This window comes from Streptomyces sp. NPDC002809, from assembly GCF_040295435.1.
GTDB lineage: Bacteria > Actinomycetota > Actinomycetes > Streptomycetales > Streptomycetaceae > Streptomyces.
Genome location: NZ_JBEOVJ010000043.1, coordinates 18,427 through 41,099, shown reverse-complemented (window position 1 = coordinate 41,099; position 22,673 = coordinate 18,427). Strand labels below are relative to the sequence as shown.

The 22,673-nt window shown below is 70.8% G+C and carries 22 protein-coding genes; 12 read left to right on the top strand and 10 right to left on the bottom strand.

What is annotated here, in order from left to right; translation table 11 throughout:
- The first annotated feature begins 174 nt into the window (after positions 1-174).
- The 4 genes from tilS (at position 175) to folE (ending at position 4,955) form a co-directional block, all read left to right on the top strand.
- The gene (gene tilS / locus ABT025_RS24005) at positions 175-1,257 is read left to right on the top strand and encodes a tRNA lysidine(34) synthetase TilS (RefSeq protein ID WP_350998050.1); all 1,083 of its coding nucleotides are present in this window, start codon (positions 175-177) and stop codon (positions 1,255-1,257) included.
- Positions 1,258-1,356: 99 nt separating this feature from the next.
- On the top strand, positions 1,357-1,896 hold the full coding sequence (hpt, locus tag ABT025_RS24000) for a hypoxanthine phosphoribosyltransferase (protein WP_350998112.1): 540 nt from the start codon (positions 1,357-1,359) through the stop codon (positions 1,894-1,896).
- A 195-nt stretch (positions 1,897-2,091) separates the two neighbouring features.
- Complete coding sequence (ftsH, locus tag ABT025_RS23995) at positions 2,092-4,128, top strand: ATP-dependent zinc metalloprotease FtsH (protein WP_350998048.1); 2,037 nt, start codon at positions 2,092-2,094, stop codon at positions 4,126-4,128.
- Positions 4,129-4,349: 221 nt separating this feature from the next.
- Complete coding sequence (gene folE, locus ABT025_RS23990; RefSeq protein WP_350998047.1) at positions 4,350-4,955, top strand: GTP cyclohydrolase I FolE; 606 nt, start codon at positions 4,350-4,352, stop codon at positions 4,953-4,955.
- Between the two features lie 67 nt (positions 4,956-5,022).
- Here folE and ABT025_RS23985 read toward each other — a convergent pair whose 3' ends face one another.
- The 6 genes from ABT025_RS23985 to ABT025_RS23960 all read right to left on the bottom strand — a co-directional run bounded on the left by ABT025_RS23985 (position 5,023) and on the right by ABT025_RS23960 (position 9,985).
- Complete coding sequence (locus ABT025_RS23985; protein ID WP_350998044.1) at positions 5,023-5,505, bottom strand: DUF3180 domain-containing protein; 483 nt, start codon at positions 5,503-5,505, stop codon at positions 5,023-5,025.
- Positions 5,506-5,563: 58 nt separating this feature from the next.
- Positions 5,564-6,175: a 2-amino-4-hydroxy-6-hydroxymethyldihydropteridine diphosphokinase gene (gene folK, locus ABT025_RS23980; RefSeq protein WP_350998041.1), complete on the bottom strand. Its 612-nt coding sequence runs from the start codon at positions 6,173-6,175 to the stop codon at positions 5,564-5,566.
- Positions 6,172-6,531: a dihydroneopterin aldolase gene (gene folB / locus ABT025_RS23975; RefSeq protein WP_328894785.1), complete on the bottom strand. Its 360-nt coding sequence runs from the start codon at positions 6,529-6,531 to the stop codon at positions 6,172-6,174. Before folB ends, folK begins: the two co-directional genes overlap by 4 nt.
- A 230-nt stretch (positions 6,532-6,761) precedes the next feature.
- Positions 6,762-7,244: a nuclear transport factor 2 family protein gene (locus ABT025_RS23970; protein WP_350998037.1), complete on the bottom strand. Its 483-nt coding sequence runs from the start codon at positions 7,242-7,244 to the stop codon at positions 6,762-6,764.
- Positions 7,241-8,101 carry a dihydropteroate synthase gene (gene folP / locus ABT025_RS23965; protein WP_502972013.1) on the bottom strand — a complete coding sequence of 287 codons (861 nt, stop codon included), beginning with the start codon at positions 8,099-8,101 and terminating at the stop codon, positions 7,241-7,243. The genes ABT025_RS23970 and folP overlap by 4 nt, the downstream gene beginning before the upstream one ends.
- A gap of 42 nt (positions 8,102-8,143) precedes the next feature.
- Positions 8,144-9,985 carry a phosphatidylglycerol lysyltransferase domain-containing protein gene (locus tag ABT025_RS23960; RefSeq protein WP_350998034.1) on the bottom strand — a complete coding sequence of 614 codons (1,842 nt, stop codon included), beginning with the start codon at positions 9,983-9,985 and terminating at the stop codon, positions 8,144-8,146.
- A gap of 140 nt (positions 9,986-10,125) precedes the next feature.
- On the opposite strand from ABT025_RS23960, the gene ABT025_RS23955 reads away from it, so the two are divergent.
- Complete coding sequence (locus ABT025_RS23955) at positions 10,126-11,247, top strand: alpha/beta hydrolase (RefSeq protein ID WP_350998031.1); 1,122 nt, start codon at positions 10,126-10,128, stop codon at positions 11,245-11,247.
- 32 nt (positions 11,248-11,279) lie between these two features.
- Here ABT025_RS23955 and ABT025_RS23950 read toward each other — a convergent pair whose 3' ends face one another.
- Positions 11,280-12,476 (bottom strand): betaine/proline/choline family ABC transporter ATP-binding protein, encoded by a 1,197-nt coding sequence (locus ABT025_RS23950; protein WP_350998028.1) that lies wholly within the window; start codon positions 12,474-12,476, stop codon positions 11,280-11,282.
- 129 nt (positions 12,477-12,605) lie between these two features.
- Here ABT025_RS23950 and ABT025_RS23945 point away from each other — a divergent pair, with 129 nt between their 5' ends.
- The 4 genes from ABT025_RS23945 to ABT025_RS23930 all read left to right on the top strand — a co-directional run bounded on the left by ABT025_RS23945 (position 12,606) and on the right by ABT025_RS23930 (position 16,294).
- Entirely contained in the window at positions 12,606-13,319 is a 714-nt protein-coding gene (locus ABT025_RS23945; RefSeq protein WP_350998025.1) for an ABC transporter permease, read from the top strand.
- Positions 13,320-13,323: 4 nt separating this feature from the next.
- Positions 13,324-13,998, top strand: a complete 675-nt coding sequence (locus ABT025_RS23940) for an ABC transporter permease (protein WP_350998023.1) — start codon at positions 13,324-13,326, stop codon at positions 13,996-13,998.
- A gap of 70 nt (positions 13,999-14,068) precedes the next feature.
- Positions 14,069-15,055 (top strand): ABC transporter substrate-binding protein, encoded by a 987-nt coding sequence (locus tag ABT025_RS23935; protein ID WP_350998020.1) that lies wholly within the window; start codon positions 14,069-14,071, stop codon positions 15,053-15,055.
- Positions 15,056-15,247: 192 nt separating this feature from the next.
- A complete protein-coding gene (locus tag ABT025_RS23930; protein ID WP_350998018.1) occupies positions 15,248-16,294 on the top strand; it encodes a hypothetical protein in 1,047 nt (348 codons plus the stop codon).
- A 45-nt stretch (positions 16,295-16,339) separates the two neighbouring features.
- On the opposite strand, the gene ABT025_RS23925 is transcribed toward ABT025_RS23930, so the two are convergent.
- Both ABT025_RS23925 and ABT025_RS23920 read right to left on the bottom strand, forming a co-directional pair.
- Entirely contained in the window at positions 16,340-17,482 is a 1,143-nt protein-coding gene (locus tag ABT025_RS23925; RefSeq protein WP_136326460.1) for an NADH-quinone oxidoreductase subunit D, read from the bottom strand.
- A gap of 60 nt (positions 17,483-17,542) precedes the next feature.
- Complete coding sequence (locus ABT025_RS23920; protein WP_350998014.1) at positions 17,543-18,550, bottom strand: SAM-dependent methyltransferase; 1,008 nt, start codon at positions 18,548-18,550, stop codon at positions 17,543-17,545.
- A 96-nt stretch (positions 18,551-18,646) separates the two neighbouring features.
- Here ABT025_RS23920 and ABT025_RS23915 point away from each other — a divergent pair, with 96 nt between their 5' ends.
- The 3 genes from ABT025_RS23915 to ABT025_RS23905 all read left to right on the top strand — a co-directional run bounded on the left by ABT025_RS23915 (position 18,647) and on the right by ABT025_RS23905 (position 21,251).
- Complete coding sequence (locus ABT025_RS23915; RefSeq protein ID WP_350998011.1) at positions 18,647-19,861, top strand: sensor histidine kinase; 1,215 nt, start codon at positions 18,647-18,649, stop codon at positions 19,859-19,861.
- Positions 19,862-19,964: 103 nt separating this feature from the next.
- Complete coding sequence (locus ABT025_RS23910; protein WP_350998009.1) at positions 19,965-20,639, top strand: response regulator transcription factor; 675 nt, start codon at positions 19,965-19,967, stop codon at positions 20,637-20,639.
- Positions 20,640-20,642: 3 nt separating this feature from the next.
- Positions 20,643-21,251 carry an AAA family ATPase gene (locus ABT025_RS23905; protein ID WP_350998006.1) on the top strand — a complete coding sequence of 203 codons (609 nt, stop codon included), beginning with the start codon at positions 20,643-20,645 and terminating at the stop codon, positions 21,249-21,251.
- Between the two features lie 214 nt (positions 21,252-21,465).
- On the opposite strand, the gene ABT025_RS23900 is transcribed toward ABT025_RS23905, so the two are convergent.
- Positions 21,466-22,584, bottom strand: coding sequence for a DUF5937 family protein (locus tag ABT025_RS23900; protein WP_350998004.1), 1,119 nt, complete (start codon positions 22,582-22,584; stop codon positions 21,466-21,468).
- Positions 22,585-22,673: the final 89 nt, after the last annotated feature.

The window sequence follows — 22,673 nt, the reverse complement described above, 5'->3', positions numbered from 1 at the left end:
CGAGGGCAACGCGCCGGTAATCACCCATCCGAGGGACCGTAGGGGCATGGGAAGGCGTGCAATGCTCGATGAACGGCATTGCTCTGTCACCATCGACGCACTCTGAGTGACGGCACTTTTCTCCGTCCCGGCACTCGGAGGCACCTCTCCAGAACTTCACGAAGGGCACCGGACATGGGTCCCCATCCTGCGGTCGCGGCGATACGCCTGGCGGTCCGCCGCGTACTCCACGACGTACTCACCGAATTCGCCGATCAGACCGAACGCACCGGACACGCACCGCACCCCGAGCTCGCCGAAGCCGGGTCGGGCAGGCGGCGCCCCGCACTTCCCGAACGCACCGATACCCCCCTGGTACTGGTCGCATGCTCCGGCGGCGCCGATTCCATGGCGCTCGCCTCCGCCCTCGCCTTCGAGGCCCGCAAACTCGCCGTCCGGGCCGGCGGCATCACCGTCGACCACGGCCTCCAGAGTGGCTCCGACACCCGCGCCACCGAGGTCGTAGCCCGCCTCACCGCCATGGACCTCGACCCGGTCGAGGCCGTGGCGGTGCGCGTCGGCCACGACGGTGGCCCCGAGGCCGCGGCCCGCGACGCCCGCTACGCGGCTCTGGACGCCGCCGCCGAACGTCACGGCGCCGCAGCCGTCCTGCTCGGCCACACCCGCGACGACCAGGCGGAGACGGTGCTACTGGGCCTCGCCCGCGGCTCCGGCATCCGCTCCCTCTCCGGCATGGCCGCCGCGTCCGGGCCGGCGGGCCGCTACCGCCGGCCCTTCCTCCAGCTCGACCGGCAGACCGCCCGCACTGCCTGCCTGGCCCAGTCCCTGCCCGTCTGGGACGACCCGCACAACATCGACCCCGCCTACACCCGCTCCCGGCTGCGCCACGAGGGCCTGCCCGCCCTGGAGAAGGCGCTGGGCAAGGGAGTCGTCGAGGCGCTGGCCCGCACGGCACAGCTCTCCCGCGACGACGCCGACGCCCTGGACACCTGGGCCGCCGAGGCCGGACGTGACGTTCGCGACGACGCGGGCCGGCTGGAGTGCGCCAAACTGCACGCGCTGCCGTCCGCCGTCCGCCGCCGCGTCCTGCGCCGGGCGGCCATAGAGGCGGGTTCCCCGGCGGGTTCCCTGTTCGCCCGGCACATCGAGGAAGTCGACCGTCTCATCACCGGCTGGCGCGGCCAGCAGGCCATCAACCTCCCCGGCCGCGTCGAAGCCCTGCGCCAGGGTGGCAGACTGGTGATTCGGCAGAGCTGACGCACAAGCGGCTGACATGCAGGCGAGCGGCCGCGCAGGCCCGGGACACCACCCCGGACCCGGCAGGCAAAGAAAGAGACGCGGGTGAACGAGAAGGACATGGGCACCGACCTTCAGTCGGTGCTCCTCACCAAGGAAGAGATCGACGCGAAGCTCGTCGAACTGGCCGCGAAGGTCGACGCGGAGTACGCGGGCAAGGACCTGCTCCTCGTCGGAGTCCTCAAGGGCGCGGTGATGGTCATGGCGGACCTGGCGCGCGCGCTGTCCACCCCCGTCACCATGGACTGGATGGCCGTCTCGTCGTACGGCGCGGGCACCCAGTCCTCCGGTGTCGTCCGGATCCTCAAGGACCTGGACACCGACATCAAGGGCAAGCACGTCCTGATCGTCGAGGACATCATCGACTCGGGTCTGACCCTGTCCTGGCTGATGTCGAACCTGGGCTCGCGCGAGCCCGCATCGCTGGAGATCTGCACCCTGCTGCGCAAGCCGGACGCGGCGAAGGTCGCGCTCGACTGCAAGTGGGTCGGCTTCGACATCCCCAACGAGTTCGTCGTCGGCTACGGGCTGGACTACGCGGAGAAGTACCGCAACCTCCCCTTCGTCGGCACCCTCGCCCCGCACGTCTACGGAGGCTGACCGCGGTGCGGCGCAGCCCGCGCCGGCTCCGGGAACCCTCATAGCTCTCCCGCCGTTGAGCCTTCGAAGGCGGGTTTGACAGACTTCCTCGGCGGTCGTCGGTACCAATGCCGGTGTACCGTCCGAAGAACAGTCTTAACTCACAGCAGCATTTACCTACGGGCAGGAGGGACGGGGCGACTTCGCTCCGTATGGATGGACGTGAAGCGATACTTCCGTGGGCCGGTCATGTGGATCGTGCTGGCCGTCCTCGCCGTGGTCGTGGTGATGAATGTCGTCGGTTCCGGCGGCGGCTACAAGTCGGTGGACACCGGCGAGGTAATCCAGGCGATCAGTAAGAACCAGGTGGAGCAGGCCGAGCTGACCACCGGTGACGATCACATCATCAAGATCGAGCTGAAGGACAACCAGAAACTCTCCGGCGAGTCCGGCAGCAAGTCCGGCAGCAAGTTCCAGGCGAGCTACATCGGCGACCAGGGCGTCCAGCTCGCCGACATGCTGCAGAAGAAGTTCGAGAGCGGTGACATCGAGAAGGGTTACACCGTCTCGCCGTCGAAGCAGTCCCCGTTCGTCTCGATCCTCTTCTCGCTGCTGCCGTTCGTCCTCATCGTGGTCGTCTTCCTGTTTCTGATGAACCAGATGCAGGGTGGCGGCTCCAAGGTCATGCAGTTCGGCAAGTCCAAGGCCAAGCTGATCACCAAGGACACCCCCAAGACGACGTTCGCCGATGTGGCGGGGTCGGACGAGGCGGTCGAGGAGCTCCACGAGATCAAGGAGTTCCTCCAGGAGCCGGCGAAGTTCCAGGCCGTCGGCGCCAAGATCCCCAAGGGTGTGCTGCTGTACGGGCCTCCCGGTACGGGCAAGACGCTGCTCGCACGCGCCGTCGCCGGCGAAGCGGGCGTCCCGTTCTACTCGATCTCCGGTTCCGACTTCGTCGAGATGTTCGTCGGTGTCGGCGCCTCCCGTGTCCGTGACCTCTTCGAGCAGGCCAAGGCGAACGCCCCGGCGATCGTCTTCGTCGACGAGATCGACGCTGTCGGCCGGCACCGTGGTGCCGGTATGGGCGGCGGTCACGACGAGCGCGAGCAGACGCTGAACCAGCTGCTCGTGGAGATGGACGGCTTCGACGTGAAGGGCGGCGTCATCCTGATCGCCGCCACGAACCGTCCGGACATCCTCGACCCGGCGCTGCTGCGTCCGGGCCGTTTCGACCGGCAGATCGCGGTCGACCGGCCGGACATGCTGGGCCGTCTGGAGATCCTCAAGGTCCACCAGAAGGGCAAGCCGGTCGCACCGGACGTCGATCTCGGCGCCGTCGCCCGTCGTACGCCCGGCTTCACCGGTGCCGACCTGTCGAACGTGCTGAACGAGGCCGCGCTCCTCACCGCGCGCGGCAATCTGAAGCTGATCGACAACAACATGCTCGACGAGGCCATCGACCGCGTCGTGGCGGGTCCGCAGAAGCGGACCCGGATCATGTCCGAGAAGGAGAAGAAGATCACCGCGTACCACGAGGGCGGACACGCCCTGGTCGCGGCGGCCTCACCTCAGTCGGACCCGGTCCACAAGATCACGATCCTCTCCCGCGGCCGCGCCCTCGGTTACACGATGGTGCTCCCGGAGGAGGACAAGTACTCCACGACGCGCAACGAGATGCTCGACCAGCTGGCTTACATGCTGGGCGGGCGCGCGGCGGAGGAGCTGGTCTTCCACGACCCGACGACCGGCGCTGCGAACGACATCGAGAAGGCCACGGCAACGGCCCGCGCGATGGTCACGCAGTACGGCATGACGGAGCGCCTCGGCGCGATCAAGTTCGGTGGCGACAACACCGAGCCGTTCGTGGGCCGCGAGATGGGTCACCAGCGCGACTACTCGGAAGAGGTCGCCGCGCTGGTCGACGAAGAGGTCAAGAAGCTCATCGAGACCGCGCACAACGACGCGTGGGAGATCCTCGTCGAGAACCGCGACGTTCTGGACGCCCTGGTTCTCCAGCTCCTTGAGAAGGAGACCCTCGGCAAGGCGGAGATCGCCGAGATCTTCGCTCCGATCGTCAAGCGCCCGGCACGTCCGGCGTGGACCGGCTCCGCCCGGCGCACGCCGTCCACCCGGCCGCCGGTGCTCTCCCCGAAGGAGCTCGCCCTCACCAACGGCGCCACCACGGCGAACGGCTCGGTCACGGACACGGTTCCGGCGACCGAGGCGGTCCCCGAGGAGCGTCCCGAGAGCTAGACACCGACCCCGGTGTGGCCCCTGTCACGGGGGCTTCACCGGGCCCGGAATGGATGCCGCGCCCCCCAGGTTTTAGCCTGTGGGGGCGCGGCTTTTCCCTTGAGGCCTGTCCGGCGGATCATGGCCGGGGTCGCGGTGTCCGGCACGACCTTGATCCGCCGGACAGGCTCTACACCTGCGTGGATGTCCACGCAGTGACAGTTCAGAGGAACGAGGCACAGATGACCGACCCGGTGACGCTGGACGGCCAGGGTTCGATCGGCGAGTTCGACGAGAAGCGGGCCGAGGCGGCCGTGCGCGAGCTGCTCATCGCCGTCGGGGAGGACCCGGACCGGGAAGGGCTGCGGGAGACGCCGGGGCGGGTGGCGCGGGCGTACAAGGAGATATTCGCGGGCCTGTACCAGGAGCCCGAGGACGTCCTGACGACCACGTTCGACCTGGGCCACGACGAGATGGTGCTGGTCAAGGACATCGAAGTGTTCAGCACGTGTGAACACCACCTGGTGCCGTTCCGCGGAGTGGCGCACGTCGGATACATTCCGGCGACCAGCGGCAAGATCACCGGTCTGTCGAAGCTGGCCCGTCTCGTCGACGTCTACGCCCGCCGGCCGCAGGTCCAGGAGCGGCTCACGACGCAGATCGCCGAGTCCCTGATGGAGATTCTGGAGCCGCGCGGAGTCATCGTCGTCGTGGAGTGCGAGCACATGTGCATGTCGATGCGCGGGATCCGCAAGCCCGGGGCGAAGACGCTGACCTCGGCGGTTCGCGGACAGCTCCGCGACCCCGCGACGCGTGCCGAGGCCATGAGCCTGATCATGGCGCGCTGACGCACCGGCCCGGACAGGAAGGGGCGGTGGCCCGCGCCGCCGCGTTCCTGCTGGCGTCGGCGGTGTCCTACGCCGCCGCCGCGTTCTTGTTGTCGTCCTCGTCGTCCGGGAGCTTGCAGACGCGCTCCAGGAACAGGGCGGCCGCGATCACGGCGATGCCCGCCAGAACCGCGAGGCCCGCGTAGATGGCCTGATCGCGGCGGGGCGGGTTGTCGAGGGAGCCGAGCAGGAAGACGCCCGTGCCGCCGTACACCCCGGCGACCAGGGCCGCGACGAGGGCGCTCGCCTGGCCGAAGACCACGGCGCGGGCCGCCATCAGGGGCTCGACGCCCTTCGCGCCCGGCCGGCGCTCGCGCTGGGCCCGCAGCCGGGAGCGGATGGAGAGCGCGGTCGCCAGCAGGACCACGGCGATCACCGCGAGGACGATGGGCGCGGCCAGCGGCACGCTCGGCAGGGTGCCGAGGGCGCTCCAGAGGCGGGCGCCGCCCCAGGACAGCACACCGGCGGCGGCGAAGAGGCCGGCCAGTACTCCGAGCCGTAGTTGCTTCACCGGGTGAGCCGCCCTTCGCCGCCTGTGGATGTCCTGCTGTCTTCTTCGAGCCTAACGACTACTCGGGCAGCCGGAGTTCCAGGTCGGCCCGGGGCAGTACGCCGCCGCGGCCCACGCCGGCCAGCAGGTCGGCGACGGGGCCGGCACCGGGCAGCCGGGCCTCGGGATCCACGTCGTGCCACGGAGCGAGGACGAAGGCGCGCTCGCGGGCGCGGGGGTGGGGGAGGGTGAGCTCCGGGTCGTCGGAGACGACGTCCGCGTACGCGACGATGTCCACGTCGATGGTGCGCGGCCCCCAGCGCTCCGCGCGTACCCGGTCGAAGGCCTCTTCGATGGCCTGGCCGCGCTCCAGGAGTGAGGACGGGGGGAGCGTCGTCTTCACGACGACGACCGCGTTGAAGTACGAGGGCTGGGAACCGGGGTCGACGCCCCACGGCTCTGTCTCGTACACCGGGGAGACCGCCTTGACCCGGAGGCCCGGAGTGTCCTCCAGGGCGTCGATGGCGCCCTGGAGGGTCTCCAGGCGGTTGCCCAGGTTGGAGCCCAGGGAGATCACGGCGCGTTTGGGATTGGAGAGGGTGATGTCCGCGGCGTCCACCTGCTCGACCACGGAGGCGGGAACCGGCTGTACGGTCGGGTCGCTCTGCCCCTCGGTAGAAAATGCAGTCATGCTCGGCTCCGGGTGATGGTGACGGTGACGTCGTCGAAGGGGACGGTGATGGGCGCATCCGGCTTGTGGACCACGACCTCCACCTCCTCGACGCCTTCGTGCTTGAGGCACTGCTGGGCGATGCGCTCCGCGAGTGTCTCGATCAGATCGACCGGCTCGCCCTGGACCACAGCGACGACCTCTTCCGCGACCACGCCGTAGTGCACGGTCCTGGTGAGGTCGTCCGCGGCTGCCGCGGGGCGGGTGTCGAGGCCGAGCACCAGGTCGACGATGAACGTCTGTCCCTCTTCCCGTTCCCGGGGAAAGACGCCATGGTGCCCACGGGCCTTGAGGCCGCGCAGCGCGACACGATCCACGCGAATCACTCCTGATGTTGTTGTCGAAGGGGCACGGAACCACGTGCGGGCGGCTGCGTACCCTTTTCCGAATCTACCCGCGGGCGCCGACAGTCCTCCCCCGCGGGGGCTATGGACACGGCGGCACGGGACTGGTAGCCGCTGATACCCCGATGTCCCCGGTTCCAATCCCTCGGGCGGCCTTTCGTGCCTCCGAAGGTCCTGATGCCCGCTCGGAACGTCCGGAACGTTCAGGAAGGTGAGTCCTCGTCCTCGTCCTCATCGGACTCGGCCAGGACGGGCGAGCCGTGATGGGACCAGAGCTTCCAGCCATCCGGAGTGCGGCGGAACACATTGGTCGCGACGACCAGTTGGCCGACGAGCGGACCCAGGGAGCTGCCCTCCTCGGCGGGGCCTCCGCTGAGGATGTTCTCGGTACAGGTCACCAGGGCGGTGTCGCCCGTCATGGAGACCCCGACATCCGTCAGGAAGAACTGGATGTACTCGGTGTTCGCCATGATCAGGGCGTAACTGCGCAGCACCTCGCCGCGTCCTGTGAGCACCGGCCAGCCGGGGTGGACGCAGGAGACCGTGAGGTCCTCCCCGGGCAGCCAGAGCCCGGTCAGCTCGGCCAGGTCGCCGCGCTCCAGGGCCTCGTAGAAAGCGGTGTTGGCCCGCTCGACCGCCTCGATGTCGTCGGCGGCGGAGGGCTGTTCGTCCTGCGGCTCGTTCACGCGGCTCCCTCGACCGCGCGGGCGACCCGGACGGCGTCGGCGGTGGCCCGTACCTCGTGGACCCGGACGGCCCAGGCACCGGCCCGGGCGGAGAGTGCGGAGACCGCGGCGGTGGCGGCGTCGCGCTCGCGGGCGGGAGGCGGGGCCGCGCCCTCACCGGCCAGTACGTGCCCCAGGAACCGCTTGCGGGAGGCGGCGACCAGCAGCGGGCGGCCGAGGCCGTGCAGCGCGTCGAGGCGGGCGATGAGCGAGAGGTCGTGGGCGGCGTCCTTGGCGAAGCCGAGGCCCGGGTCGATCACGATCCGTTCGGGGGCGACACCCCCGGCGACCACGGCGTCCATCCTGATCCGCAGCTCCTCGACGACCTCGGCGACGACGTCCTCGTACACCGCTCTGCTGTTCATGGACTCGCTGAAACCGCGCCAGTGCATGACGACGAACGGCACCGCGGCCGCGGCGACGACCGGGACCATGTCCGGGTCGGCGAGCCCGCCGCTCACGTCGTTGACCAGGACCGCTCCCGCGGCGACGGCCTGCTCGGCGACCCGGGCCCGCATGGTGTCCACGGAGACCGTGACCCCTTCCGAGGCCAGGCCGCGGACCACCGGGACCACCCGCCGCAGCTCCTCGGACTCGTCCACCCGGCTCGCGCCGGGACGGGTGGACTCACCGCCGACGTCGACCAGGTCGGCACCCTCGCCGACCAGGTCCAGGCCGTGCTTCACGGCCGCCGTGGTGTCGAACCAGCGGCCCCCGTCGGAGAAGGAGTCGGGGGTCACGTTGACGACACCCATGACCGCGCAGCGGTCCCACTCCGGCAGGCCCTGCACCGTGCCTCGTCCATGCAACGTACTCATACGACCAGCCTAGAGCCTGTCCGGAGCCCGTACGGAGACAGCTCACACCGGGTGGACGCCCTGCTCTCCCGTGTGGGCCCGGACATGCGCACAGGGGCGCTGCCCGCCCGCGGGCAGGCGCCGGGCCAGGGGGCGGGGGAGCGTGAAGTTCACGAAGCCCTCGGCCTGCATGGCCGCGAGGGAGATCCGGGGCAGGTCGCGGGCGGTCCGGTAGACCACGAACCGGGGCTCCCAGCGGGGCCGGAACTTGGCGTTGAACTTGTACAGGGACTCGATCTGGAACCAGCGCGACAGGAAGACCAGCAGCCCCCGCCAGACCCGCAGCACCGGTCCGGCCCCCAGCTTCTCGCCGCGGGCCAGGGCGGAGCGGAACATCGCGAAGTTCAGCGAGACGCGTGTGATGCCGAGCCTGGGCGCGGCCTGCAGGGAGGCGACGATCAGCAGCTCGTTCATCCCCGGGTCCGCGGCGCGGTCGCGGCGCATCAGGTCCAGGGACATGCCGTCGGTGCCCCACGGGACGAAGTGGAGCACGGCCTTCAGGTCGCCGTACAGGGAGTCCGCGTCCTGTTCCTCGGCCTTGTGTGCGGTGGCGACGAAGCAGTCCGGGTCGGCGCCGTCGCCGATCCGGCCGAGAGCCATGGAGAAGCCCCGCTCGTTGTCCGTGCCCCGCCAGTCGGCGGCGGCTCGCCGGATGCGGGCCAGTTCGGCTTCGCCGATGTCCGCCACGCGCCGGACCCGCGTCTCGTACCCGCCGCGCTCAATGCGCTTCACCATCTGGCGCACGTTGCGCATCGCGCGTCCGGCGAGCGAGAAATCCGCGACATCCACCACCGCCTCGTCGCCGAGTTCCAGGGCGTCGAGTCCGGTCTCGCGGGTCCAGACCTCGCCGCCGGTCTCGCTGCAGCCCATCACGGCGGGGGTCCAGGAGTGCGCCCTGGCCTCGTCCATGAAGCGTTCGATGGCGCCGGGCCAGGCCTCCACGTCGCCGATCGGGTCGCCGCTGGCCAGCATCACCCCGGACACCACGCGGTAGCAGACGGCGGCCTTGCCACTGGGCGAGAAGACGACGGCCTTGTCGCGGCGGAGCGCGAAGTGGCCCAGCGAGTCGCGGCCGCCGTGCCGCTCCAGCAGGGCGCGCAGCCGGGCCTCGTCGTCCTCGGTGAGCCGGGCGGCCGGGTGCTCGGGCCGGAACGCGAGGTAGATCGTGGTGACGGCGGTCAGCAGTCCGAGCGCGCCCAGCGAGTAGCCCACGGTCCAGGAGGTGTCACCGGCGTAGTCGACCGGGCCCTCGAAGCCGAACAGCCCGTACAGCACGTGCTGGAGCCGGTCGGCGATGCTGGGGTTCCCGACCAGCCGGCCCGGGTGGACGCTGACGATGACCAGGCCGAGGCCGAGCGAACCCGCGCCGAGCAGGACGAAGTTGGCCAGTGCCCTCCAACGGCTGCGCGGGTCGGGCAGTGCGGCGAATTCACTCCGGTGGCGTACCAGCAGAATGCACAGCACCAGCGAGACGATGGCGCCCAGGACCGAGTGCCGGTAGACGAACTGGGCCACCGCACCGGCCGGGAGCAGGACGACGGCGGCCCGCCAGGCCCGTCGCTTGTGCCGCTTCAGGCCGTGGGCCAGGAGCAGCAGCAGGACGCCGGCGCTCAGTGAGAGCGCGGCGGCGAAGGGGCCGAGGGCTCCGGGGAGCACCTCGGCGAGGGTGTGCATCCGGCTGTGCCGGAAGCGCGGGAAGACACCCGCGGCGACGTCGATCAGGCCGACGGCGGCGCAGGCGGTGCCGACGAGTGCCGGCACGGTCTCGGGCGGCGGTCCGTATGCGAACTTGCGTACGCCCTTCGGAACCAATCCCGATTTATCCCCATCTAGCGTGACAGACATCGCTTCCCGTGGTTCCGCGAGAGATTCTTGGAGTCCGTCGGCCGGAGCCCTGCGGACGATGTGCGACCTCTAGGACGAGGCTTCCGGGCTGCGGGTTCACCCGTGACCCGGAAATTTCCTGACAAGAAAGTTCAACCGTCATGGGCCTTACCGGTAACGCAGTTCTGATCCTGGCGATCGTGCTTGCCGTCGCGCTGTTCGCCGTCACGATCTGGTTCTGGCCGAGGCTCGCCCGGCGCAGCGTCTCCGCAATCTTCGGCAGGGTGGGGCTGCTGCTGGCCACCCAGGTGGCGGTCTTCGTCTCCGTCGGCCTGATGGCCAACAACTCGTTCCTCTTCTACGGCTCCTGGGCCGACCTGTTCGGCCAGAAGCAGGAGCTGGGCGTGGTGACCGACCACGCTCAGGGGACCCTGGCGGAGAGGAACATCGTCCGGGTGGGGACGCAGCGGCCCGACGTACCGGGAGGGTCGCGGCCCGCCCTGGCCGGCCGGATCGACAAGGTCGTGATCGCGGGGCGGCAATCGGGGATAGAGACCTCGGCGTACGTGTACCTGCCGCCGGAGTACTTCCAGGAGGCGTACGCCCGGCGGAGGTTCCCCGCGGTCGTGGTCCTCACCGGATACCCGGGCACCTCGGAGAACCTCATCAAGGGGCTGGCCTACCCCAAGACGTCACTCGAACGGGTCCGGGCGGGCCGCTCGCAGCCGATGATCCTGGTGATGCTGCGACCGACCCTGGCACCGCCCCGGGACACCGAGTGCGTGGACATAAAGGGCGGACCGAAGACCGAGACGTTCTTCGCGGACGACCTGCCGCACGCGATCTCGGCCGGCTACCGGGTCGGGCGGCACGCCCGCAACTGGGGCATCATCGGCAACTCGACCGGTGGCTACTGCGCCCTGAAGATCGGCCTGCACCATCCGGCACGCTTCACGGCGAGCGCGGGACTCTCCGCGTACTACAAGGCGGCCGAGGACCCGACGACCGGTGACCTCTTCCACGGCGACCAGGGGGCGCGCGAGCGTGCCGACCTCCTGTGGTTCCTGGACCACCGGCCGCAGCCCGACTCGTCCTTCCTGGTGACGACGTCCCGCACGGGCGAGTCGAACTACGCCGACACACGGAAGTTCGTGGCCAAGGTGAAGCGGCCCGCCCAGGTCTCGTCGATCGTGCTCGACAGCGGCGGGCACAACTTCAACACCTGGCGCCGGGAGATCCCCGCGACCCTGGACTGGATGAGCAGCCGGCTCAGCGAGAACTGACCGGGGAGGGCCGCCGCCCGCCGCGAGGTGCCTCAGTGCCCCGCGGTCTTCGCGACGCCGGCGACGCCCGCGACGCTCTCCACGGCGACCTCGGCGCGCGGTACGGCCCGGTCGTCCGCGTTGATCGAACGGCGCAGTGCCTCGTGGAGGCGGGCCGGGGTGAGCACCCCCAGGAAGCGGCCCTCGCCCTGTTCGTCGATGACCGCGATCCAGCCGGCGTCGTGCTGGAGCATGGTGGCGAACGCCTGCTTGAGCGGTGCGCCGACGGGCAGCCAGGCCTCCATCCGCCGGGCGTGCTCGCGGACCGTGCCCCCGGCGCCGGTGAGTGCGTCACCGGCCGGGATCCAGCCGTGCAGCCGGCCGTCGCCGTCCAGCACCACGGCCCACCGTGCCCCGTCCGCGCGCAGCCGCTCGGTCGCCCTGGCCAGCGGGTCGTCGAGGTGGACGACCGGCGGCCGGTCGAGGTCGCTCTCCTCGACGGGGGTGACCGAGAGCCGCTTGAGCCCGCGGTCCGCACCGACGAAGTCGGCCACGTAGTCGGTGGCGGGGGCGCCGAGCACGGTGGCCGGTGAGTCGAACTGTTCGATCGAGCCCTGTCCGTAGACGGCGATACGGTCGCCGAGCCGGACGGCCTCCTCGATGTCGTGGGTGACGAACAGCACGGTCTTGCGGACCTGGGCCTGAAGCCGCAGGAATTCGTTCTGAAGCCGTTCCCTGACCACCGGGTCGACCGCGCCGAAAGGTTCGTCCATCAGCAGCACCGGCGGGTCCGCGGCCAATGCCCTGGCGACACCCACGCGTTGGCGCTGGCCGCCGGACAACTGTTCCGGATAGCGGTCACCATAAACGGAGGGATCGAGTCCGACCAGGTCGAGGAGTTCCGCGGCGCGGGCGCGGCCCTTTCCGCGTTTCCAGCCGAGGAGATGGGGGACGGTCGCGGTGTTCTCCAGCACCGTCCGGTGCGGAAACAGGCCGACCTGCTGGATGACATAGCCGATGCGGCGCCGGAGCCGGACCGGGTCGATGGCGGATATGTCGTCCCCGTCGAGGAATATCCGGCCCTCGGTCGGTTCGATCAGCCGGTTCACCATCTTCATGGTGGTCGTCTTGCCGCAGCCCGACGGTCCGACGAGCGTGACGAGTTCACCTTCGGCGACCTCGAAGGAAAGATCGTCGACGGCGGTCGTGCCGTCCGCATACCGCTTGGTGACGTGCTCGAAACGGATCATGGTTCCCCATTGTGACGCGTGTTCTGTGAAGGACGTGTTGCTGGAATACAACGGCCTCGGCGATTGTCAGTGGTCGAGGATAGGCTCGCCGGACATCAGTACGAGAGGCGATCGGGAGGTGGGGGACGGATGGCCGGACAGAACTGCCTGGTGACGAACGACTGGATCTGCGGGGAGTATCTCCGTTCCCGCAGCCAGGAGTTGACCGATGCGACGGTTCAGCACATTTGGATCACCGCGGTCTCGGTGACGATCGGGATCGCCGTGGCCTTTCCGCTGGCGCTGCTCGCCCGCCGCGGCCGGCACTTCGCCGGACCGGTTCTCGGGCTGACGACGGTGCTCTACACGGTGCCTTCGCTGGCGATGTTCTCGCTCCTGCTGCCCCTGTTCGGGCTCTCGGCGGCGCTCGTCGTCACCGGGCTCGTGCTCTATTCGCTGACCATTCTCGTGCGGAACATCCTGGCGGGTCTGGAATCGGTTCCGCAGGAGGCGAAGGAAGCCGCCCGGGGCATGGGCTACGGCCCGGTGCGCCTGCTGTGGGAGGTCGAACTCCCACTCGCGATGCCCGCGTTGATGGCCGGGATACGGATCGCCACGGTGTCCACGATCGCGCTGACCACGGTCGGGTCGATCGTCGGCCGCGGCGGCCTGGGCAATCTCATCGAGGACGCCCTGCCGAGCTTCTTCAAGGCCCAGGTGCTGGCCGCCTCGGTGCTCTGCGTGCTGCTCGCGGTGGTCGCGGATCTGCTGCTGCTCGGTGTGCAGCGGCTGCTGACCCCCTGGACCCGAATACCGGCCACCCGTGATGCCGTGAGCGCGGCCGGCCCGGCGAAGGCGGTCTGAATCCATGGGAGTTCTCGGAGAGGCCTGGACCTGGCTCACCACCGGCGCCAACTGGTCGGGGGAGAGCGGGGTGGCCCACCGGCTCGGCGAGCATCTGTACGTCAGCGGCGTGGCGCTCGCCCTGTCCTGCGCCATCGCGCTGCCCATCGCCCTGTACCTGGGACACATCGGCAAGGGCGGTGCGCTGGCCGTCAACATCTCCAACGTGGGGCGCGCGATCCCGGTCTTCGCGGTGCTGGCCCTCTTCATGGTCTCGCCCCTGCGCAACGCGGGATACATACCGACGATCATCGCCCTGGTGCTGTTCGCCGTGCCGCCGCTGCTGACCAACGCCTACGTCGGGATGACGGAGGTGGACCGTTCGGTGGCGGAGGCCGCGCGGGGGATGGGCATGTCGGGCGGTCAGCTCTTCCTCCGGGTCGAACTCCCACTGGCCTATCCGATGATCATGACGGGGCTGCGTTCGGCCTCGGTGCAGGTCGTGGCCACGGCGACGATCGCCGCGATGGTCGGCCAGGGCGGCCTCGGCCGGATCATCACCGCCGGCTTCAACACGTACAACACCCCGCAGGTGGTCGCGGGCGCCCTGCTGGTCGCCGCGCTCGCCCTGCTGGTGGAGACGGCCCTGGTCTGCATCGACCGGCTGCTGTCACCGCTGCGCCGCCGCCGGACGGCATGAGGGTCCGGCCGGCTCAACCAACCGTTACCGCTTATCGCATATGGCCTCGTTGCCGTGGACGGAGAACATCATGAGCAGGACCTCGCGCATAGCCGGCGCGGTCATCGGCATCGTCGCGCTCGCGGGCTCGCTCGCCGCCTGCGGTGGCGACAGCCTGGAGAAGGACAAGGACGGATCCGCCGCGTCCGCCGGGGACAAGGGGTCGGGGAAGAAGGGCTCGCTGGTCGTCGGCGCCGCCGCCTTCACCGAGTCCAAGGTGCTCGCGGAGCTGTACGCCGGAGTTCTGTCCGACGCCGGATACAGCACGTCGGTCACCACGGTGAAGAACCGTGAACTCTACGAACCCTCGCTGGAGAAGGGCGAGATCGACGTCGTACCGGAATACGCGGCGACGATCGCGGAATTCCTCAACGCCAAGGTGAACGGGGCGAAGACGGCCGAGGCCGAGCCGGTCGCCTCGGGCGACGCCGCGGCCACGGTCGCCGCGCTGGAGAAGCTCGCCACCCCGCGCGGGCTGAAGGTGCTGCCGGCCGGTGAGGCCGTCGACCAGAACGCCTTCGCGGTCACGAAGGAATTCGCGGACAAGAACAAGCTCAAGACTCTTTCGGATCTCGGCGCTTCCAAGATCAAAGTGAAGATCGCGGCAGGTGACGAGTGCGAGGTGCGGCCGTTCTGCGCACCCGGGCTGAAGAAGACGTACGGCATCGACGTCACCGGCATCGACCCCAAGGGGGTCGGTACCCCGCAGTCCAAGCAGGCGGTCAAGGACGGTATCGACCAGCTGGTCCTCACCACCACCACGGACGCGGTGCTGGACACCTTCGGTCTCGTTTTCCTGGAGGACGACAAGAAGCTCCAGAACGCGGACAACGTGCTGCCCGTCCTCAATGCCGAGGACGCCGGCGCCCAGGACGTCGCCGATGCCCTCGGCAAGCTCACCGACGCACTCACCACTCAGGATCTGGCGGAGCTGAACCGCAAGGTCGACGCCGAGCGCGCCAAGCCCGCCGATGTGGCCAGGGAATACCTGGAGACGAAAGGTCTGATCAAGAAGTAGCGAACGCCCGGCAACGCCCCGCAAGTCTCCGAAAGGGCCGTGCGGGGCGAGCTCCGCAGTGTCCCGGAAGGCGTACGGGAACTCTCTCCGGCAGGAGTGGAGTGAGTGATTCAGGGGCCGTCAGGTAACTGGCCGGGAACAGATTGCCGGGCGGCCCCCCAAGCGGCCCGTACGCACGGTAAATTTCAGGCCATGTCACGTGGACGCCACCGCCATTCGCCACCTCTGCACAGAATCCTTCCGCCTTCGGCCGTCGCCGGAGCCGCGGTCCTCTGTGCCGCGGGAGCCTGGCTGCTCGCCGAGCCGCTGGTCCTGCGCGGACTGGTCGCCGCCGCGGCGGCCGCCGCGGTCACCGGCGCGTATCTGATGCGCAGCTGGGACCGGGAGGCGGGCCGTCGCGTCGCGGAGCTGACGCGTGCCCGCGCCAGTGACGAATGGCGCGCCGAGGAACGCGTGGCGGAACTGGAAGCCGATCTGGAGGAGTCGCGCGAGCTGCGCGCCCGTCTGGAGACGAAGCTGCGCCGCAAGCGTGTGGAGCTCGCCGGGCTGCGGGGCGAGCACGCCGCGCTGCTGCGGCGGTACGCCAACGCCGAGACCGAGCGCGCCAGTGTGCTGGAGAGCCGTCGTCAGCTCGCGCTGGAGGCGGCCGCGCCGCCCCGCGAACTGCCCGCCGCGCGCAGCACCCCCACCCCGTCCGCGTATCTGCGCGCCGCCCAGGCCCTCGACGACCTCACGCGCAACGGGGCGCTCCAGGAGGCGCGGCGCACCGCCGAGCAGGCCAGGAAGCGCGATCTCGCGGAGCGGGCCAGGGAGGCGGAGGAGCCGCAGGGGAAGCACGCGGCCACCGGCTCCCCGGCAGCCGCCGGGCAGGCGGCCGACGTCCGCCCGGGCGCCGAGCAGCGTCGCCGCCCGCAGGCCGCCCTGCCCGCGACCCGGCCGTCCCAGGCCCTGCCCGCACCGCGCCCGATGCCGGCCGCCAGCGCGGTCGTTCCGTACGCGGCGGCCCGCCGTCACCTGGTGCCGCAGGGCAGCTTCGACTTCTTCGGCACGCAGAAGGCGCACGCCGCGATCGAGTCCGTGCAGAACGAGGACCTCGCCGACGTGGTGGGCGAGGAGGCGCTGGCCGCGCACCGTACGGGCGCGGCCGAGAACCGGGCCGTCGGCAAGGTCATCGACCTGACCGCGCACGACGAGACCGAGCAGCTGGACGTGGCGGAGCTGCGCAGCGCGATCTCGTAGGACGGAACGGGCGGCAGCCGCCCCGGGGGGCCGGGTCGGGCGGCGCTACTTGTCGATGTCGCCGACGACGAAGAACAACGACCCCAGGATCGCCACCATGTCGGCGACGAGTGTGCCCGGCAGCAGTTCCGTGAGCGCCTGGATGTTGTTGAACGAGGCGGAGCGGAGCTTCAGCCGGTACGGGGTCTTCTCGCCCTTGGACACCAGGTAGTAGCCGTTGACGCCGAGCGGGTTCTCGGTCCAGGCGTAGGTGTGGCCCTCGGGCGCCTTCAGCACCTTGGGCAGCCGCTGGTTGATCGGACCGGGCGCCAGATCGGCCATCCGGTCCAGGCAGGCGTCCGCCAGGTCCAGGGCGTTGTGCGTCTGGTCCAGCAGGCACTCGAACCGGGCCAGGCAGTCGCCCTCGGTACGGGTGACGACCTTCAGGGTGTCCTGGAGCTCTCCGTAGGCGAGGTACGGCTCGTCGCGCCGCAGGTCGAAGTCGACACCCGAGGCACGGGCGATCGGCCCGGACACCCCGTAGGCGTGCACGGCCTCGGCCGAGAGCACCCCGACCCCGCGGGTACGGCCCCGGAAGATCTCGTTGCCCAGCACCAGCTTGTCGTAGACGTCCATCCGGGAGCGGACCGAGGCGACGGCGTCCCGGGCGCGGCCGAGCCAGCCCGCCGGGAGGTCCTCCTTGAGGCCGCCGACCCGGTTGAACATGTAGTGCATCCGGCCGCCGGAGACCTCCTCCATCACGGCCTGGAGCTCCTCGCGCTCCCGGAACGCGTAGAACACCGGGGTGATCCCGCCGAGCTCCAGCGGGTACGAGCCGAGGAACATCAGGTGGTTGAGGACCCGGTTCAGCTCGGCGAGCAGGGTGCGGGTCCAGACCGCGCGCTCCGGCACCTCCATGCCGAGCATCCGCTCGACGGCCATCACGACGCCCAGCTCGTTGGAGAACGCCGACAGCCAGTCGTGGCGGTTGGCGAGCATCACGATCTGCCGGTAGTCGCGCGCCTCGAAGAGCTTCTCCGCGCCGCGGTGCATGTAGCCGATGACCGGTTCGGCGTGCTGGATGCGCTCGCCGTCCAGGACGATGCGCAGACGGAGCACGCCGTGCGTGGAGGGGTGCTGGGGGCCGATGTTGAGCACCATGTCGGTGCTCTCCGCCGCGCCGCCGATGCCGACTGTCGTCTCCGTCATGGGGGACAGTATTGCCTGCGGGCCCGATTCCGGGGGGCGCTGCCCCCGGACCCCCGCTCCTCAAGCGCCGCAGGGGCTCGAATGCGCGTCGGCGAGGCTCGGAACCCGCTGCGTCAGCCAGCCGAAATCGCCCAGGCCGCCCCGGGCCGTGAGCTCCGCGGCCTGGCCCGCGGACGCCAGGGCGCGCACGTATCCGGCCGGGTCGCCCGACGCCAGGGAGAGCGGCGGGCGTTCACCGCTGACGCCCAGCTCCCGCAGCGCCTCGCGCTGGGTGCGGATCTCCGCGCCCGGGCCGCCCGCCGCCGCGCACGCGTCCAGGGCCACGTGCGAGGTGAGGTCGCAGCTGCCGTCCGGCACCGGGCGCACCTCCCGCCCCGCCCGGAAGCCGGTCAGCGTGCCGAACGGCGGCCGCTCCTCCCGTACGTGCATGTAGTCCACCGCCACCGCGAGCCCAGCGGTCAGCGCGGAGACCGCGCCCGCCCACGCCTCGTCGCGCGGTCGGCCGATCTCGGCCCTGCTGCCCGGCCCCGCCGACGGCCACCAGCGGTGCAGCCAGCGCGCGTCCGCCCCGCTCACCGGTTCGCCCAGCCGCTCCGCGCCGTCCGCCGTCCGCACCAGGACGTACCGCCGGACGCCGTCCGGATCCGTCTCGGCGACCGGCACCGGCACGTTGTCCAGCCACTCGTTGGCGAACAGCAGCCCGCGCACGCCCTGCGGCGGCTCGGCGCACCACTCCACCCGCGGGTCCAGACCGGGCGGGCGGGCGGCGAGCTCGACGGCGTACGCCCGCACCGTGAGACCGTCGCCGCCCTCGGCCGGCAGCGCCGCGAGCACGCCCGTCAACAGCTCTCCGCGCCCCGCCCCCAGATCCACCAGGTCCACGTCCGGCGTCCCCAGTTCCGCGGCCGTTCCGACCAGCAGCCGGGCGACGGCCGCGGCGAACAGCGGGGAGGCGTGCACGGAGGTACGGAAATGTCCGGCGGGCCCTTCGGGGCTCCGGTAAAACCCCTCGTCCCCGTACAAAGCGGTCTCGGCCGCCTCCTGCCACCCACGCCACTCATCCGTCACGTTCCCAAGTCTCCACCTTGGGGAGTACGGTCTCCGGACCTGGATCGGTCCTTCGGCTGACCCACGCACCCATTGGCTTTCCCTACGCTGGGTTACGTGCAGCGCCTCTACGACTTCATCCGCAGACACCCGACGGGCGTCGACTGCTTCTGGGCCGTCTTCCTCCTCGGGATCTCCGGCATGACGATCGTGGTCGGCGACATGGGGCGGGGTGACCGCGCGGAGCGCATCGCCATAGTCCCGGTCGTCATCGCCCTCTGCGTCGTCGTCGCGCTGCGCCGGCGCGCGCCGGAGAAGATGCTGCTGCTCGCCATCGCGACGGGCGTGGCCCAGCTGGTGATCGGGGTCAGACCGACCATCGCGAACTTCGCCATGCTGGTGATCACCTTCACCGTGGCCACGGTCGGCGAACGCTGGGCGTCCCGGCTGGCCCTGGCCTGCAGCCTGTGTGCGGCGGGTCTCTCCCAGCTCCGCTGGCCGGAGCAGGAGGGGGCGCCGCGCGGCTGGGTGGAGTCGGTGTTCCTCGTCGTCGTGATGACGGTGCCGTTCGTCCTGGCCTGGGTGCTCGGCGACTCGATGCGGACCCGGCGGGCCTACTTCGATCAGCTGGAGGAGCGCGCCGCCCGGCTGGAGCGGGAGCGCGAGGCGCAGTCGAAGGTCGCGGTGGCGGCCGAGCGGGCCCGTATCGCCCGCGAGCTCCACGACGTCGTCGCGCACAACGTCTCCGTGATGGTGGTGCAGGCGGACGGCGCCGCCTATGTGATGGACGCGGCCCCCGACCAGGCCCGGCAGGCGCTGGAGACCATCTCCAGCACCGGCCGCCAGGCGCTCGCGGAGATGCGGCGACTGCTGGGGGTGCTGCGCACGGGGGACGCCCCGGAGACGGGGGAGTACGTCCCGCAACCCGACGTCGGGCAGATCGAGGACCTGATCGCCCAGGTCAGGGCGGCCGGTCTGGCCGTCGACTTCAAGATCGAGGGCACCCCGCGCCCGCTGCCCAGCGGAGTGGAGCTGACGGCGTACCGCATCGTGCAGGAAGCCCTGACCAACACGCGCAAGCACGGCGGCCCGAACGCCGGGGCCAGCGTGCGGCTGGTCTACTTCGACGACGGGCTGGGCCTGCTGGTGGAGGACGACGGCCGGGGTGCGGCGCACGAGCTGTACGAGGACGGCGGCGCCGACGGCGCGGGCCACGGCATGATCGGCATGCGCGAACGGGTCGGCATGGTCGGCGGCACGCTGGACGCCGGACCGCGGCCCGGCGGCGGATTCCGGATCAGCGCGCTGCTGCCGCTCAAGGCCGCGAACTAGGTCCTCTCGTCCGGACGAGCCCCAGCCCGGTCCGGACGAAGGGCCCTGCCGGCTTCCGTCAGGACGAAACCGACCGCAGAACGAAACAGGAGACAGGGACCCCATGGCGATCCGCGTAATGCTCGTCGACGACCAGGCGCTGCTGCGTACCGGCTTCCGGATGGTGCTTGCCGCACAGCCGGACATGGAGGTCGTCGCCGAGGCCGGCGACGGCGCGGAGGCGATCGAGAACCTCCGCTCCACCGCAGTCGACGTGGTGCTGATGGACGTGCGCATGCCCAGGCTGGACGGCGTCGAGGCGACCCGTCGCATCTGCGCCCGGCCCGATGCGCCCAAGGTGCTCATCCTGACGACGTTCGACCTCGACGAGTACGCGTTCTCGGGCCTGAAGGCCGGGGCCAGCGGCTTCATGCTCAAGGACGTGCCGCCGGGCGAACTGCTCGCCGCGATCCGCTCCGTGCACAGCGGCGACGCCGTCGTCGCCCCGTCCACCACCCGCCGGCTGCTCGACCGCTTCTCGTCGATGCTGCCCAGTGGCACGGCCGAACCGCAGCACAAGGACGTCGCCAAGCTCACCGAACGCGAACGCGAGGTGATGCTCCTGGTGGCCCAGGGGCTGTCGAACGGCGAGATCGCCGGGCGGCTGGTGCTCTCCGAGGCGACCGTGAAGACGCATGTCGGCCGCATCCTGACCAAGCTGGGCCTGCGCGACCGGGTGCAGGTCGTCGTCCTCGCGTACGAGACCGGGCTGGTGCGCGCCGGGGGCGGGGCGGGCTGAGCGATGGGCGCGCTGGTGTGGGTCAACGGCCCGTTCGGCGGCGGCAAGACACAGACGGCGTACGAGCTGCGGCGTCGGCTGCCCGGCAGCGTGGTCTGCGATCCCGAGCATGTCGGTTTCGGGCTGCACCGGACGCTGCCGCCCGCGCTGCGCGGGGACTTCCAGGATCTGCCGGCCTGGCGGCAGGGGGTGCACGACATGCTCGCTCTCGCCCTGCGCGGACATCCCGGCACGGTCATCGCTCCGATGACCCTGGTCGACGCCGGCTACTTCGCGGAGATCGTCGGGCGGCTGCGCGAGGACGGGTACGCGGTGCACCACTTCGCCCTGCTCGCCGAGCGCGAAACGGTGCTGGGACGCCTGCGCGAACGAGGGCTGGGGCGCGGGCTCAGGCGCGAGAGCTTCGCCGTCGCCGGACTGGACCACTGCCTGGAGCGGCTCGCGGCCCCGGAGTTCGCCGAGCACATCCGTACCGACCGGCTGACGGTCCCCCGGGTCGCCGACCGGATCGCCGCGTCGGCGGGCCTCACCCTGCTGCCGGACACGGACAGCGCGCTGCGGCACCGGGTGCGGCGGGCCTGGACCGGCATCCGCCACATCCGGTTCGACTGAGACCGACAGGCCCCGCGACGCCGGTCCTTGCCGGTCGGTCGGAGTGCCTGCCCTTCCCCGTCGGGCGAACCGCCTGCCACACCGCCCAGGCCGAACCGCCGGCCGCACCGACCTGGCCCCGCGACGCCTGCCCTTCCCGGTCGGCCGGACCGCCGCCCCTTGCCCCCTTGCCGGTCGGCCGCACCCCCCCCGGCCGCACCGCACCGCCCCTGCCTCAGCGCAGGATCCCCTCCAGGAAGTCGCTGCCGAGCCGCGCCACCACCGTCAGGTCCAGCTGGTGCAGCACGTACCGGCCGCGGCGCCGCGTCGTGACCAGGCCGGCCTTCTTGAGGACCGTGAGGTGGCGGGAGACCTCGGGGGCTGTGATCCCGTTCGTGTCGGCGAGCTCGCCGGTCGTGTACGGCGAGCGGGCGATGTTGCGGCACAGCCGCATCCGCATCGGGTGGGCCAGGGCCTCCATCCTGAGCTGGAGCTGTTCCACGGAGGCGGGTGAGGGCAGCTCCGGCCGGTGCACGGGATAGTGGATCACCGGTCGCCAGCCCGGGGCGTGCAGCACCATCAGGTGCGGCCAGCCGAAGCTGGTCGGGATGAGGGTGAGCCCCGCACCGACCGAGGGATCGGTGGCGTCGGTCGAGCCCTCGGTCAGTTTGTCGACGCTGATCCGTTCGCCGTTCTCGTCGACGGAGAGCGCGGGAGAGACGGCCCGCACGGCTTCGGCGAGCCCCTTGTGCCGCAGCAGATCCGTCTTGTGCCGCGCGTCGGCCACCAGCTGGACCCGCACCCGCTGCCAGTTGTCGGCGAAGAAGGCCTGGTCGCAGTCCTCGAAGAGGCGCCGGACCCAGAGGCGTACGGGGGCGGGGTCGGCCAGCAGCCGCTGGGTGAACTCCACCTGCTTCGGGCCGCGCGCCGCCGCCAGGTCCAGGGCCCGGTCCCGCATGCCGGGATCGTGGAGGGGGGAGGCCGCGCCGGTCCCGTACAGGTTGGCGCAGGTGAACTCCAGGGCTGCGGAGACGAACCGCTCGTCGTCCAGCCGGTCCAGGATGTCCAGGTCCTCGGAGAGGTCGGCGCCCGTCCTCCCGTTGCCGCCGAGGACGCCGGCGAACGGCATGAAGATGTCCGAGAACGTGTTCCGCCACAGGAACTCGGCCTCGTGCAGCCGGTCGGCCAGGTCCGGTTCCAGGGAGGTGGTGGTGGCCGTCGCCCAGCCGTGCAGCCCGGGGTGGTGCCCCGGCTCGGAGAGCGCGTGCAGGGCGACCCCCAGCTCGACGAGGGGCGAGGTCTCGAAGATGACGCGGCCGGGGTCGAGCCCCGCGATGTCGATGGTTACGCTCACCCGTCCATGGTGCGGGGTGAGCGGGACGGCCCGAACCCCGATTGACGGCCGGCGTCAATCGGGGCGGCCGGCGCGGTGAACCGCGCGCC

What these genes read in the sequence shown, in the direction of transcription:
- tilS (WP_350998050.1), top strand. Translation starts at nt 175, where the DNA reads ATGGGTCCCCATCCTGCGGTCGCGGCGATACGCCTGGCGGTCCGCCGC.
- hpt (WP_350998112.1), top strand. Translation starts at nt 1,357, where the DNA reads ATGGGCACCGACCTTCAGTCGGTGCTCCTCACCAAGGAAGAGATCGAC.
- ftsH (WP_350998048.1), top strand. Translation starts at nt 2,092, where the DNA reads ATGGACGTGAAGCGATACTTCCGTGGGCCGGTCATGTGGATCGTGCTG.
- folE (WP_350998047.1), top strand. Translation starts at nt 4,350, where the DNA reads ATGACCGACCCGGTGACGCTGGACGGCCAGGGTTCGATCGGCGAGTTC.
- folK (WP_350998041.1), bottom strand. Translation starts at nt 6,175, where the DNA reads ATGACTGCATTTTCTACCGAGGGGCAGAGCGACCCGACCGTACAGCCG.
- folP (WP_502972013.1), bottom strand. Translation starts at nt 8,101, where the DNA reads ATGAGTACGTTGCATGGACGAGGCACGGTGCAGGGCCTGCCGGAGTGG.
- ABT025_RS23960 (WP_350998034.1), bottom strand. Translation starts at nt 9,985, where the DNA reads ATGTCTGTCACGCTAGATGGGGATAAATCGGGATTGGTTCCGAAGGGC.
- ABT025_RS23955 (WP_350998031.1), top strand. Translation starts at nt 10,126, where the DNA reads ATGGGCCTTACCGGTAACGCAGTTCTGATCCTGGCGATCGTGCTTGCC.
- ABT025_RS23950 (WP_350998028.1), bottom strand. Translation starts at nt 12,476, where the DNA reads ATGATCCGTTTCGAGCACGTCACCAAGCGGTATGCGGACGGCACGACC.
- ABT025_RS23945 (WP_350998025.1), top strand. Translation starts at nt 12,606, where the DNA reads ATGGCCGGACAGAACTGCCTGGTGACGAACGACTGGATCTGCGGGGAG.
- ABT025_RS23940 (WP_350998023.1), top strand. Translation starts at nt 13,324, where the DNA reads ATGGGAGTTCTCGGAGAGGCCTGGACCTGGCTCACCACCGGCGCCAAC.
- ABT025_RS23935 (WP_350998020.1), top strand. Translation starts at nt 14,069, where the DNA reads ATGAGCAGGACCTCGCGCATAGCCGGCGCGGTCATCGGCATCGTCGCG.
- ABT025_RS23930 (WP_350998018.1), top strand. Translation starts at nt 15,248, where the DNA reads ATGTCACGTGGACGCCACCGCCATTCGCCACCTCTGCACAGAATCCTT.
- ABT025_RS23925 (WP_136326460.1), bottom strand. Translation starts at nt 17,482, where the DNA reads ATGACGGAGACGACAGTCGGCATCGGCGGCGCGGCGGAGAGCACCGAC.
- ABT025_RS23910 (WP_350998009.1), top strand. Translation starts at nt 19,965, where the DNA reads ATGGCGATCCGCGTAATGCTCGTCGACGACCAGGCGCTGCTGCGTACC.
- ABT025_RS23905 (WP_350998006.1), top strand. Translation starts at nt 20,643, where the DNA reads ATGGGCGCGCTGGTGTGGGTCAACGGCCCGTTCGGCGGCGGCAAGACA.